Below are 13,060 nucleotides of genomic sequence, written 5' to 3'. Positions count from 1 at the left end.
GCCGTACGGGGTTCCCGGCGGCCGCGCTCGGCGACGGACTCCGCTCACCCTTCCGGCTCGAGCGGAGGGATCGACGGGAGATCGAACTCGGGGATCGTGAACGTCGGGATCGGGGCCGGCGATTCGAGATCGTCGAAGTACCCCGGCGGAATCGTCGCCGGGGTCGTCGGTTCCTCGGCCGGAGTCTCGGCCTGCCCGCTCGCCCAGGCGCCCGTCACCCACACGGCGTTCGCGAGCCCCACCAGGAAGACGAGTGTCAGTAGCACCCCGGGAACGGCGAGGCGGACGACCCGCCACACCGTGGCCGACTGTCGACCGGGTTCGCGCACCCAGGGGGTCGCCGCGGCGATGGCGGTGAGCCCGACGATCGCAGCGATCATGCCGAGCGCCGCTCGCGCGGCGGGGGCTTCGTCGGGCGATCCGGCCGGGATGAGGCCCACGACGCAGAAGGGGATGAGGAGGAGTGGCGTCGTCACGGCGTGCCGCCACCGCAGCCGGTGAACGGCGCGCGTCGCGGGACCGATGGTCGAGCCCTCTCCGGCCGCGCTCACGATCCCCGGCTGCAGGGCGGCGAGATCCGCGTCGGCGCTCGCCGCGAGCCGGCGCTCGTGCGAGAGGCTCGCGAGCCGTGCGACCGCCCAGCTCCCGGCAGCGAGAACGAGGAACCACGCGCCGAACGGAACCTGGAAGGCCAGAAGGATCGCCCCGACGACCGTGAGCGCGGCGGCCGTCCGCCCGCCGCTTCGGACGGCCAGTCGCCACGGCGCGTTCGATGCGAGTTCGGCCTGGTATCCCGGCGGGAGAGCCTGGATCGATGCGTTGCGGACGCCCCACACGGTGAACGACGCCGCACCGACGGCGACGAGCGCACCCGTGCGGAACGGCCCGTCGAGGAAGGCGATCACGAGGGCGATGAGAGCGGGAGCGAGCCACAGCATCGACAGGACGGCGCGGCGGCGTGCGGAGACGAGGGCGTCGAACCGGGCGCGCAGCGCGGGGTCGGCCGGGGAGCCCGCGAGCAGTCCGCTCACGATCCCCATCGACTCCTCGATCGAGGTCGTCGCGAGACCGGCCTTCATCTGCAGGAGGTCGACGTCCGTCGGGTTCTCCGCGAGACCGGCGTCGACGAGGCGGCGGGCCCCGGCGGAGTCGGCGAGTCGCACCTCGATCTTCGCGGCCATCAGGAGATACCAGGGATCGCCTCCGCTGCGTTCCAGGGCTGAGCGGTAGATCTCTCGCGTGCGCCGCTTGCCGGCCGTCGAATGGTCGCGCTCGCCGTGCAGTGCGAGGTACATGAGCGCCGTCGGTTGATCCGGTCGGTGGGTGAGCACGACGTCGAGGTGCTGCTTCATGAGCGCGAGGTCGCCGATCTGGTAGGCGGCCCAGGCGATCATCATGCGCGCGGCGAGCGAATCGGGATTCGACTCGAGGGCGGCGGTCGCCGTCTGCACGACGTCGGGCCATTGCCGCCGCACCTGGAAGACCTTCGCGAGCGTGAGCAGCAAAGCCGGCTCGTCCGGTCGCTGAACGAGTTCATCGCGGAGCAGGCTGTCCGCGCGGTCGACCTGCCCGACGGCGAGGAACGACTCGGCGCGATAGACGACGCCCTCGACCGGGTCCGCCACCGGTTATCGGATGCCGCGGGATTCGAGGAACGTCGCGAGGTCGTCGTAGCGCCCGTCGGTGTTGGCGAAGGCGACGACGTTCTTCGCGCCGGCGAGCCAGGGGCCGGTCGACGGTCTGATCTCGCGCAACACGTGACGCAGCTCGGCCATCCCGATCGGCTGCACCTCGCCCGACTGGATCGAGCGCAGCATCGCCTGTTCGGCGGCGGAGGCGACGAGGTGTTCGAGATCGGCTCCCGAGAAGCCGTCGGTGCTACGCACCAGCTCGCCGAGGTCGATACCCGCAACGGGTCGGCGGTCGAGGTGCATCCGCAGGATCGCCTCCCGTGCGGGTTCGTCGGGCGGCAGCACGAGCAGCATGCGGTCGAAGCGGCCCGGACGCAGGAGCGCCGGGTCGACCTCCCACGGGCTGTTCGTCGCGGCGAGCACGAAGAGACCGTCATTGTCGGCCGTCATCGAGTCGAGCTCCATGAGAAGCTGATCGACCATCGCGCGCATGCCCGACCAGCCCGTGCCGATGCTCGAACGCTTCGCACCGATCGCGTCGATCTCATCGAGGAACAACACGGCGGGGGTGAGGCTGCGTGCGTGCTCGAACAGGGCGCGCAGGTTCTTCTCGGTCTCGCCGAAGTGTGAACCGAGGATGTCGGCGAGGCTCGCGGTGAGGAAGCGGGCACCCAGTTCACCCGCGATCGCGCGAGCCATGAACGTCTTGCCGCAACCGGGAGGGCCGTAGAGGACGAGGCCGCCGCGCAGCGTCTTGCCGAACGCCTTCGCGAGTTCCGGGTGGCGCATCGGCTCGAGGAAGCTCTCGCGGAGGCGCTGCTTGACGGCTTCGAGTCCGCCGACGTCGGCGAGGGTGACGCGGTCGCGGTACTCGTCGACCACGGCGGCGGCCTCGTCGCCGCCGGGGGTGATGACCGACGGCTCGGCGTCGGAAGCGGGAGGGCTCACGTAGGGCGGTGGGACGTGCGAGGCGCCGAGGTCCGACTCCGCTGCGGTCCAGTCGAAGTCGCCGTGGTCCGAAGCGCCGCGCGGCGTACCCGGCTCGAGACCGGCGGAGGCGTCGCCCGTGCCGAATTCATCGCGAGGAGTACTGCCGGTCCGGACGTCGTCCGCCCTGGACTCGACCTCGGGGGGAGCGGGGGTGTCCGCCGGGGCCGAGGCCCTCATGGCGGCTGTGGCCGCGGTGAGGACCCGCATCGCCGCGGGGTTGCCGGGCTCGTGGGTGAGCGCCGTGGCCGCTTGAGTGACCGCGTCGTCGAGCCGCCCGCGGTCGAGCAGGAGCTGCGCGACCTGGACCCGCAACTCGACGTTCGTCGGGCTCGCTTCCAGGGCGGCGAAAAGGCTCTGGAAGAGGGCGTCAGTCATGCAGCAAGCCTAGCCACGACGACCGACACGCCCCACCGCCTGGACAGCCCGGGCCCGACCTGCTCCGGGCCTGCGTGCTCGGGACTAGACGGACGCGTCGACCCCTCGGGCCGCGGCGACGACGCGACCGCGCTCCGTCTCGTCGAAGCGGGCCATCATGTCGGCGAGAGTCGCCGCGTCCTCATTCGCGCCGAACGCCTCGGCGTGCGGTTCGAGTCGGATGCTGTCGCGGAGAGATCCCGCGAACACGACGTCGAAGCCGAGCTCATCGACGAGGCGTCCGACCGCGGCGACGGACTCGTCGTCGTCACCCGCGACGGCGATCGCCTTGCGGCCGGCCGCTCCCGCGGGGCGCGGCCCCTCGTCGAGGTCGTGGTACCCCATGTGGTTGAACGCCTTCACGACGCGCGAACCGGGCAGGAAGGACTGCACGCGTTCGCTCGTCGAGACGCGCGGGTCCGTGAGGTCGTCGCGGATGCCGTCGACCTCCCACCAGTAGTTCATGGCATCGACGACGATCTTTCCGTCGAGCTCAGCGACGGGCACGCCCGGCAGCTTCCCGAGCGGGAGGGCCAGCACGACGAGGTCGGCGTCACGAGCCGCTTCGGCGCTCCAGACGGCCTCGGCGCCCGGAGCGAGCACCCCGACGATGAGGCGGATTTTGTCCGGGTCGCCGGAGCCGGAGATCAGCACGCGGTGGCCGGCCGCGAGTGCGAGCCGCGCGAGCACGGTGCCGACCTTCCCGGAACCGAGGATGCCGATCGTGAGCCGTTCCGTCGTCACGCCGCTCATGCCGCCACCGACCCGTCGGCCTTCGCGTTCGCGAGGATGTCCTTCACCATGGGCAGAACCTTACTTCCGTAGAGCTCGACGTTGCGCAGGCGAGCGCTCGCCGGGACCGTGCCGGCCGTGTAGATGAGGTCGAAGCGGCCCACGCCGAGGCTCGAGATCGTCTTCGCCATCTTGCGTGCGACCGTCTCGGGGGAGCCGATGTACTGCGAACCGTGCTCGATTTCGGACTGGAACTCGTGCCGCTGGATGGGCGGCCAGCCGCGCAGGGCGCCGATCCGGTCGCGGATGACCTTCATGTGCGGCCACACGATCTCGGCGGCCTCCTCGTCGGTGTCGGCGACGAAGCCGGGGGAGTGCACGCCGACCGGGTGCGCGACGGTGCCGAGCTGGTCGGCCGCGCGGCGGTAGAGGTCCATGTAGGGGAGGAATCGCTCCGGCTGGCCGCCGATGATCGCGAGCATGAGCGGCAGGCCGTACTGAGCGGTGCGGATGACCGACTGCGGGGAACCGCCGACGCCGACCCACGTCCTCAGGCCGTTGGCGGTCTTCGGGAACACGTCGGCGTTGTCGAGGGCGGCGCGCGTCGTGCCGCTCCACGTGACGGGCTTCTCCTCGAGCAGCTTCGCGAAGAGGGCGATCTTCTCCTCGAAGAGCACGTCGTAGTCGGCGAGGTCGTAACCGAAGAGGGGGAACGACTCGGTGAACGAGCCGCGACCGAGAATGACCTCCGCGCGGCCGTTCGACAGCGCGTCCACCGTGGCGAAGCGCTGAAACACGCGGACGGGGTCGTCGGAGCTCAGCACGGTCACTCCCGAAGCGAGCCGGATGCGGGAGGTGCGCGTCGCGATGCCCGCGAGGACGGTGTCCGGGCTCGAGACGGCGTACTCCGGGCGGTGGTGCTCGCCGAGGGCGATGACGTCGACGCCGAGTTCGTCGGCGACGACCGCCTCGTCGACGACCTGACGGATCGCTTCCGGGTGGCTCATGACCTCGCCGTCGTCCCGGGTGGGGACGTCGCCGAAGGTGTCGAGACCGAACTGGACGGGTTGCATGTCGTGCTCCTTTTAGTTGACGCGTCAATTACTACTCCTTTATGATTGACATGTCAACTAGGAGGAGCCATGACGGCGAGCGCGACCCGCAAGACGCCCACGAGCACGGAGCTCGCGGCCTGGCGCGAGTACATCGAAGCTGCCGACGAGCTGAAGCGCGCGGTGTCGTCGGCGATGCAGGAGCAGTCGGGGGTCTCGTCCGGCGACTACTCCGTGCTGCTCGCCCTCTCCGAGGCGGACGGCCATCGCTTGCGCTCCTCCGCCCTCGCCGACGAGATCGGCTGGGAGCGGAGTCGGCTCTCCCACCACCTCGGGCGGATGGAGAAGCGCGGACTCGTCGGTCGCGACCGCTGCGGCGACGACAACCGTGGCGCCTGGATCGTCCTCACGACGGAGGGCTCCCGGCTGTTCCGTACGGCATCCGCCGCGCACTTCCGCGTGATCCGCCGCCTTTTCGTCGACGCCCTTGACGACGACGAACTCGAAGGCGTGCGCACCGCGTCCGCGACGCTCCGACGTCACGTCCGGTCGGCTGACGGGGGCGCGTCGCAGGATGACTGAACGCAGCGCCACCGTCGTCGTCATCGGAGCCGGCCAGGCGGGGCTCTCGGCAGCGTTCCATTTGAGGCGGCGGGGGTTCTCCTCCGCGATCGCCGACCCGTCGGGCGCGAGGACCTTCGTCGTCCTCGACGCCGAAGCTGCCCCGGGGGGCGCGTGGCAGCACCGCTGGGAATCGCTCCAGATGGCGACCGTCAACGGGATCTTCGATCTGCCCGGGATGGCGAAGCCGCCGATCCGCGCCACCGACCCGTCGCGTGAGGCGGTGCCACGCTACTTCGCGGCGTACGAGGAGGAGTTCGGGTTCCCGATCCTGCGGCCGGTGCGCGTGACGGCCGTGCGGCGCGACGACGACGACCCCGAGGGCGACCTGCTCGTCGAGAGCTCGGCCGGCGTGTGGCGGACGCGCGCGCTCGTCAATGCGACCGGCACGTGGACCAACCCGCTGCTCCCAGACCACCCGGGAGCGGAGACGTTCCGGGGACGGCAACTGCACACGCGCGACTACGTCTCGAACGCCGAGTTCGAGGGGCAGCGTGTCGCGATCGTCGGCGGCGGTATCTCGGCGGTGCAGCAGCTCGAGGAGATCTCCCGCGTCGCGACGACGTTCTGGTACACGCGCAGGGAGCCGGTCTTCCTGGCGGACGGCTTCCAGCCGGAGACGACGGGGCGCGCGACGATCGAGAAGGTCCTCGCCGACGTGGAGGCGGGACGCCCGACGGGAAGCGTCGTCTCCTACACGGGCCTCGGCTGGACGAGCTACACGATCGCCGCGCGCGAGCGCGGCGTCCTCGAGCGGCGGCCGATGTTCACGGCGATCGAGCCGACGGGTGTGCGGGAGGCGGACGGGTCCTTCACCGCCGTCGACGCGATCCTCTGGGCGACGGGCTTCAGAGCGGCCCTGGGGCACCTGGACCCGCTCGATCTCCGCGGTCCGCTCGGTGGCATCGCTCTCGAGGGCACCCGGGTCGCGGGTGAGCCGCGTGTGCACCTCATCGGGTTCGGTCCGTCGCAATCGACGGTCGGCGCGAACCGTGCGGGGCGCGAGGCCGTTGCGACGCTCCTGCGGACGGTGCTGCGGCAGCCGGGCACGGCGTAGTGACAACGCCCGTGCGCTCGTCGTCCACACGGGCGCACCGGCGGTTCTCTGGCAAGTCCAAGCTTGAGTCGAACGGCCGTCGGTGGTGACGGTTAGCCTCGAATCGCACCCCCTCCCGACGATCGGACCGACTGCATGTACCTCCTCGACGGAACCACGCCGATCACGAGCGCGAGCGATCTCACCGCGGCATCGAAGTGCGAATTCGCCTTCCTGCGATCGATCGATGCGAAGCTCGGCCGGGTCGAGGCGACGGTCGAGGACGACCCGATGTACGCGCGCTCCTCGAAGCTCGGTGACGAGCACGAACTCCGGGTGCTCGAGCAGTACCGGGCGGAGTTCGGCGATGCCGTGCGGGAGTTCGACCGCCCCGACGTGCGCGACCGCGCGGCGATGGAGCAGGCGCACCGCGACACCATCCAGGCCTTCCGAGACGGTGCGCCGCTCGTCTTCCAAGCGGTCTTCTTCGACGGCGCCTTCGTCGGTTTCGCGGACTTCATCATCCGCGTGCCCGCCACGGAGGACAAGCCGGCACGGTACCGCGTGCAGGACACGAAGCTCGCGCGGTCTCCCAAGGTGACGGCTCTCCTTCAGCTCGCGGCCTACGTCGAACAGCTCTCGAACGAGGGCATCCCGGTCGACGACGAGGTCGACGTGATCCTCGGCGACGGCACCGTCAGCACCCATCTCGTCGCCGACATCCTGCCGGTCTACCGTCGTCGGCGTGAGCGACTCGTCCGCATCGTGCAGGAGCGCCTCGACGACACCGAACCCGTGCGGTGGGACGATCCGCGCTACGCGATCGACGGCCGTTGTGCCGACTGTGAGCGCGAGATCCAGGAGCGGCGCGACGTCCTCCTCGTGGCGCGCATGCGGCTCACCCAGCGGGAGAAGCTGCATGCCGCGGGCGTCACGACCATCGATCAGCTCGCCGCCCGCACGGAACCCGTCGAGGGCATCCCCGCGGCGACGCTCGAGGGTCTGCGCGAGCAGGCCGAGCTGCAGTTGCAGGCGCCGGTCGATGGCGGTGTGCCGCCCGTCCGTCTCATCGACACCGAGCCCATCGCCCACCTTCCGCTACCGGATCCGGGTGACGTGTTCTTCGACTTCGAGGGCGACCCGCTCTACACCGAGGGCAGCGCCGGTCATCCGGTCGGCACGCGCTGGGGTCTCGACTACCTCTTCGGCCTCGTCGACGTGGACGAGCGCTTCACGGCGTGGTGGGCGCACGACTTCGCCGCCGAGCGCGCTGCGCTGCGCGGCTTCCTCGACTGGATCGCCGAGCGTCGCGCGCGGTTCCCCGGTCTCCACATCTACCATTACGCGGCGTACGAACGCACCCACCTGCTCGCCCTCGCGGCCCGCCACGGGACGGGCGAAGAGGAGGTGGACCAGCTCTTGCGCGACGGTGTGCTCGTCGACCTCTATCCGATCGTCCGCGCGTCGGTCCGTGTGGGGTCCCGGTCGTACTCCATCAAGAAGCTCGAGCCGCTCTACATGGGCGATGAGCACCGCGAGAGCGATGTGAAGGACGGTGCGGCCTCCATCGACGCGTACGTCCACGCTCGCGAGCTCCTGGCCTCGCCCGACGCCGTGGAGCGTGCGCAGGGCCAGGCGGAACTCGACGAGATCGGCGATTACAACCGCTACGACTGCGTCTCCACCATCCGTCTGCGCGACTATCTCCTCTCCCTCGCCCGCGAGGTCGGCGTGGAACCGGGGCAGCCGGTTCCGGCGGCCGGAGAACTGCAGGTGGCCGAGCCCTCGCCGCTGCACGACGAGCTCAGTCGGCTGGCGGGCGACCCGCTCGACCCGGAGCGCGACGCCGATCACGCCGCGCTCGCTCTCGCCGCCGCCGCGATCGACTACCACCGCCGCGAGCAGAAGGTGTTCTGGCAGGAGCACTTCACCCGTCTCGTCGCGCCGCTCGACGAGTGGGCGGACGTGCGCGACGTCTTCGTCGTCGACAGCGCTGAGGTCGTGCGCGATTGGTTCCGCGAGGGCAATCAGCGCACCGACCGTCGCGTGCTTCGCTTGCGCGGAACGGTCGCGCCCGGCAGCTCGCTCAAGGCGGGCAGTGAGCTCAACGCCCTCTACGCCTACCCGGCGCCGTTCGCCAATCCCGGGTCCAGCCAGGGTGCGCGGTCGTGGACGGGTGTCACCGTGCAGGAGAACGACGAGGAGGGCACGCTCGTCATCGTCGAGAACCTCCGTGGTGGCCGCGACCCGTACGACGACGTCCCCGTCGCACTCACGCCCGGGGCGCCGCCGCGAGCGGGAGCACAGGCCACAGCCATCGAGTACTGGGGCTATCGCATCGTCGACGCCATCACGGCCTCGGGCGGCGAAGTCGACGGAGCCGCGTGGCCGGCGGATCCCGTCGTCGACATCCTCCGTCGTCGTCCGCCCCGCACACGCAGCGGCCGCCCGCTCCCGCACTCGCTCGGCGAAGACGGTGTGCCCCGCACGGTGCCGGACGTCGTCGCAGCACTGCTCGATCTCGATCGCTCGTACGTCGCCGTCCAGGGGCCTCCCGGTACGGGAAAGACGTATGTCGCCACGCACGTGATCGCCGAGTTGGTGCGCGACCATCGCTGGGCCGTCGGCGTGGTCGCCCAGTCACACGCCGCGGTCGAGAACCTGCTCGCGGGGCTCGTCCGCAATGGCCTCGCCCCGTCGCTCGTCGCGAAGGCGCTGAGCGCGAGCGTCAGCACGGACGACGCCGAGCGGCCCTTCACGGTCCTGCCGAAGAACGGTCATGCGGCCTTCGCGGCCGAGCGTGTCGCTGGCGGCACCGGCTACGTCATCGGCGGAACAGCGTGGGACTTCAGCAACACCGACCGCTTCGAGCGCGACCAGCTCGACCTGCTCGTCGTCGAGGAAGCCGGCCAGTTCTCTCTCGCGCCGACCATCGCAGCGAGTGTCGCCGCGCGCAACCTGCTGCTCCTCGGCGACCCCCAGCAGCTACCGCAAGTCACGCAAGGAATCCACCCCGAACCCATCGACACGTCTGCGCTCGGATTCGTCGCCGACGGTGAGGACGTCCTCCCGCACCAGCTCGGCTACTTCCTCGCCCAGAGCTGGCGCATGGACCCGGCCGTCACGGCGGCCGTCTCCGACCTGTCCTACGCCGGTCAACTGCACTCGGCGCCCGCGACCACCGAGCGTCACCTCGCCGGGCTCGGACCCGGCGTCCACGTCGTCCCCGTCGAGCACGAGGGCAACGCGACGCATTCGCCGGAGGAGGCCGAGGCGGTCGTCAGCATCGTGCGCCGAGCGCTCGGCCTCGAGTGGAGCGATCCCGGCACGATCGTCGACGGAGCCCCGCTCGACCGTCATCCGCTGGCGCAGTCCGACGTGATCGTCGTCTGCCCCTACAACGCCCATGTCGGAGAGGTCCACGAGGCGCTGCGCCGGGCCGGACTCGCGGACGTGCGCGTCGGGACCGTCGACAAGTTCCAAGGTCAGGAGGCCGTCGTCGCGATCCTGTCACTCGCGGCCTCCTCACCCACGGACGCGCCGCGGGGGATGTCGTTCCTCCTCATGAAGAACCGCCTCAACGTCGCGATCTCGCGGGCGAAATGGGCGGCGTTCCTCGTCTACAGCCCCACCCTCGTCGACTACCTGCCGCACACGCCAGCCACACTCACCGAACTCAGCGCCTTCCTCCGCCTCCTCGACCGCGGGGTCACCGACTGACTGGCCGAAAGCCGCTCACTGCGACAGGGAGATGGTGCGGGTCGACGAATCGTAACGACCGACCGTCCCGAATTGCACCGCCGTCACCGTGAGCACGTACGACGACCGGTCCGGTGACACCGAGTAGTCGACGGTCGTTCCGGCCGGGATCGCGACGAGCGGCGTCCCGTCGGGAGCGAGGAGTGTCTGGCCATCCGTGGTGATGGCCAACGCCGTCGGCCACAGCCCATCCGCCGAGGGAAGAGTCGTGTAAGCCGCGGTTCCGAGCAGCACGTTGATGCCGTTCCACTCCGCGTCCGCATCTGCGAAGGTCACGGCGGTTCCGGTGGCGGCGTCCACGGACGAAACCGGCTGGGGCGCGTCATCGAGAACGTATTCCGTGTTCGTGATGGCCTGCTCACTCGCGGTGAGGCGATCGAAGAACGCGACGTTCGGAAGGACAACCCCGTTAGAGGCCAGCATGAGCGAGACGACGGACCACGCCATCGCACCGACGCTGAGGACGCCGAACGTGATGCCCGCGCGGGCGACGAGGCGTTCATTGGCCCGGGCTCGCAAAGCGGCGACGCCGAACCCCACGGCGAGCACACCCGCTCCGGAGATCCCCGCCGCGTGGTGAGACTGAGCCGACAGCATCCCCAGCAAGGCGAAGATGAGCGCCGCCGTGCCGAGGAGGAGCGACACCCACCCGTATCCGCGTGCGGTGCGTCGCCTCGGAGCGACAGAGGGATAGCTGCTGCCCGCGGACCAGGGTTCCGGTTGCGAACTCCACGTGCGCGCCCGGGTGTTCGTCGGCGGCGAGTCGTCGACGCTCTGGCTGGGCGTCCAGTCGCGAGGACCAGGTTCTCGTTCCATCATTCTCCGGCAGTCGGTTGTCGATTCCTCATTCCTACCGACCTTCCCGAGAGCACCGCTCGCCCCACTACGGGGCCGCGCTGTGGACGGACCTGACTGCTCGTGACCTCTGTCAGCTATCGTTGAGTCACGTTAGTTAGTCCGGTCTATTAGTCCGGTGAGGAGGCCCACCATGGACGTTGTGAACATGCACGACGCGAAAACTCACCTCTCCCGCCTCGTCTCGCGCGTCGCCGCGGGCGAGACGGTGGTGATCGCTCGGGCCGGGGTGCCGGTGGCCCGACTCGTGCCCATCGAGCCGGAGGGACGCGGCCGCCACCAGCGCGTCGGGTTCCTGGAGGGTCAGTCGTCGGTGCCCGACGACTTCAACGAGTGGGCCTCGGACGAGATGAGCCGGCTCTTCGACGGGCGTCCGTGAAGCTCCTCCTCGACACGCACCTCTTACTGTGGTCCGCGTTCGATCCCCGTCGGCTCGGCGACGGAACGCTCCGCCTCATCGAGGACGAACGCAATGAACTTCTCTTCAGCGCCGCGAGCATCTGGGAAGTCGCCATCAAGGCCGAGCTCGGCCGATCGGACTTCGAGGTTGACGCACGCGTTCTGCGCCGCGGACTACTGGCGAACGATTGGCGGGAGGTCTCGGTCACCGGACCCCAGGGCATCGACGCTGCGCGGCTGCCTCGCCACCACGCCGACCCCTTCGATCGTGTTCTCGTCGCCCAGGCGCGAGATCTGGGTGCCACGCTCCTGACCAACGACTCCGTGCTCGGCCGCTACGGCTCCCCGGTGCTGATCCCCTGAACGGAGTTCGTGACCACGAACCTGTTCTCCGTCTGATCGACCCAGCCCTCGAGAGATTCGACATAACCACATTGCGAGCGCCCGACGTCGGGGGCGGGCTTTTCTGAGCGGCGGTGTCCACCCGTCGCCGGTTGTCAGGGGCAGCCCGTACGCTGAACGCATGGAGAAGCGCATTCTCGGTCGCACTGGTGCGACCGTCTCGGTCATCGGACTCGGCACGTGGCAGCTCGGAGCGGACTGGGGTGACGTCTCCGAGTCGGACGCCCTCGCGGTGCTCGATGCCTCGGTGCAGGCGGGCGTGACGTTCTTCGACACGGCCGATGTGTACGGCGACGGCCGTAGTGAGACCCTCATCGGTCGCTACCGGGCCCAGAATCCGGGGCTCGACCTCACCGTCGCAACGAAGATGGGCCGCCGCGTCGACCAGGTGCCCGAGAACTACACGCTCGACAACTTCCGCGCGTGGACCGACCGTTCGCGCCGCAACCTCGGCGTCGACACCCTCGACCTCGTGCAGTTGCACTGCCCGCCGACGCCGGTCTTCTCGTCCGATGCGGTCTACGACGCACTCGACACCCTCGTCGAGGAGGGCGCGATCCGCCACTACGGCGTGAGCGTCGAAACGGCGGACGAGGCACTCGCCGCGATCGCCCGACCGGGCACGGCTACGGTCCAGATCATCCTCAACGCATTCCGGCTGAAGCCGCTCGACCGTGTGCTGCCCGCCGCGGCGGAGGCCGGCGTCGGCATCATCGCGCGCGTCCCGCTCGCGTCCGGCCTGCTGAGCGGCACGTACACGACCGAGACGACTTTCGCGGAGAACGACCACCGCAACTACAACCGCTCGGGTGACGCGTTCGACGTGGGCGAGACGTTTGCGGGTGTCGACTTCGAGACCGGCGTCGCTGCCGCTCAGGACTTCGCGGCGCTCGTGGCCGGCGAGCCCCTCGCGGGCGCCGATGGCGAACCCGACTCGGCCGAGTTCAGCACCGCGCAGGTCGCCCTCGCATGGGTCGCCCAGCAGCCCGGTGTCAGCACGGTCATCCCCGGTGCGCGGTCGGTGGAGCAGGCGCAAGCGAATGCCGCCGCGGGCGACATCCCGCCACTCAGCGACGGGTTCCAATCGTCCGTGCGCGACCTCTACGACCAGTACTTCCGGACCGCCGTTCACCACCGGTGGTAGGGGGCGTCAGTGCACCGCTGCTAGC

The 13,060-nt window shown here is 70.0% G+C and carries 11 protein-coding genes; 6 read left to right on the top strand and 5 right to left on the bottom strand.

Annotation, left to right across the window (positions count from 1 at the left end; genetic code table 11):
• Positions 1 to 44 precede the first annotated feature (44 nt).
• The 4 genes from ELQ92_RS00285 to ELQ92_RS00270 all read right to left on the bottom strand — a co-directional run bounded on the left by ELQ92_RS00285 (position 45) and on the right by ELQ92_RS00270 (position 4,840).
• On the bottom strand, positions 45 to 1,625 hold the full coding sequence (locus ELQ92_RS00285) for a tetratricopeptide repeat protein (RefSeq protein WP_128496867.1): 1,581 nt from the start codon (positions 1,623 to 1,625) through the stop codon (positions 45 to 47).
• Positions 1,626 to 1,628: 3 nt separating this feature from the next.
• The gene (locus ELQ92_RS00280) at positions 1,629 to 2,996 is read right to left on the bottom strand and encodes an ATP-binding protein (RefSeq protein WP_128496865.1); all 1,368 of its coding nucleotides are present in this window, start codon (positions 2,994 to 2,996) and stop codon (positions 1,629 to 1,631) included.
• An 84-nt stretch (positions 2,997 to 3,080) separates the two neighbouring features.
• A complete protein-coding gene (locus ELQ92_RS00275; RefSeq protein WP_128496863.1) occupies positions 3,081 to 3,788 on the bottom strand; it encodes an NADPH-dependent F420 reductase in 708 nt (235 codons plus the stop codon).
• Positions 3,785 to 4,840: an LLM class flavin-dependent oxidoreductase gene (locus ELQ92_RS00270; protein WP_128496861.1), complete on the bottom strand. Its 1,056-nt coding sequence runs from the start codon at positions 4,838 to 4,840 to the stop codon at positions 3,785 to 3,787. The genes ELQ92_RS00275 and ELQ92_RS00270 overlap by 4 nt, the downstream gene beginning before the upstream one ends.
• 69 nt (positions 4,841 to 4,909) lie before the next feature.
• On the opposite strand from ELQ92_RS00270, the gene ELQ92_RS00265 reads away from it, so the two are divergent.
• The 3 genes from ELQ92_RS00265 (at position 4,910) to ELQ92_RS00255 (ending at position 10,196) form a co-directional block, all read left to right on the top strand.
• Positions 4,910 to 5,401 (top strand): MarR family winged helix-turn-helix transcriptional regulator, encoded by a 492-nt coding sequence (locus ELQ92_RS00265; protein WP_128496859.1) that lies wholly within the window; start codon positions 4,910 to 4,912, stop codon positions 5,399 to 5,401.
• Positions 5,394 to 6,497 (top strand): NAD(P)-binding domain-containing protein, encoded by a 1,104-nt coding sequence (locus ELQ92_RS00260; protein ID WP_128496857.1) that lies wholly within the window; start codon positions 5,394 to 5,396, stop codon positions 6,495 to 6,497. The genes ELQ92_RS00265 and ELQ92_RS00260 overlap by 8 nt, the downstream gene beginning before the upstream one ends.
• A 135-nt stretch (positions 6,498 to 6,632) precedes the next feature.
• A complete protein-coding gene (locus tag ELQ92_RS00255) occupies positions 6,633 to 10,196 on the top strand; it encodes a TM0106 family RecB-like putative nuclease (protein ID WP_128496855.1) in 3,564 nt (1,187 codons plus the stop codon).
• A 15-nt stretch (positions 10,197 to 10,211) separates the two neighbouring features.
• Here ELQ92_RS00255 and ELQ92_RS00250 read toward each other — a convergent pair whose 3' ends face one another.
• Entirely contained in the window at positions 10,212 to 10,880 is a 669-nt protein-coding gene (locus ELQ92_RS00250) for a hypothetical protein (protein WP_128496853.1), read from the bottom strand.
• Positions 10,881 to 11,223: 343 nt separating this feature from the next.
• On the opposite strand from ELQ92_RS00250, the gene ELQ92_RS00245 reads away from it, so the two are divergent.
• The 3 genes from ELQ92_RS00245 to ELQ92_RS00235 all read left to right on the top strand — a co-directional run bounded on the left by ELQ92_RS00245 (position 11,224) and on the right by ELQ92_RS00235 (position 13,035).
• Entirely contained in the window at positions 11,224 to 11,469 is a 246-nt protein-coding gene (locus ELQ92_RS00245) for a type II toxin-antitoxin system Phd/YefM family antitoxin (RefSeq protein ID WP_128496851.1), read from the top strand.
• Positions 11,466 to 11,852, top strand: a complete 387-nt coding sequence (locus ELQ92_RS00240; protein WP_128496849.1) for a type II toxin-antitoxin system VapC family toxin — start codon at positions 11,466 to 11,468, stop codon at positions 11,850 to 11,852. Before ELQ92_RS00245 ends, ELQ92_RS00240 begins: the two co-directional genes overlap by 4 nt.
• Before the next feature lie 160 nt (positions 11,853 to 12,012).
• The gene (locus ELQ92_RS00235) at positions 12,013 to 13,035 is read left to right on the top strand and encodes an aldo/keto reductase (RefSeq protein WP_128496847.1); all 1,023 of its coding nucleotides are present in this window, start codon (positions 12,013 to 12,015) and stop codon (positions 13,033 to 13,035) included.
• Positions 13,036 to 13,060: the final 25 nt, after the last annotated feature.

Origin of the sequence: Labedella populi, assembly GCF_004078655.1 — a bacterium.
Lineage (GTDB): Bacteria > Actinomycetota > Actinomycetes > Actinomycetales > Microbacteriaceae > Labedella > Labedella populi.
The sequence above is the reverse complement of the archived record's forward strand: the minus strand, read 5'-3'. Positions and strand labels throughout refer to the sequence as shown.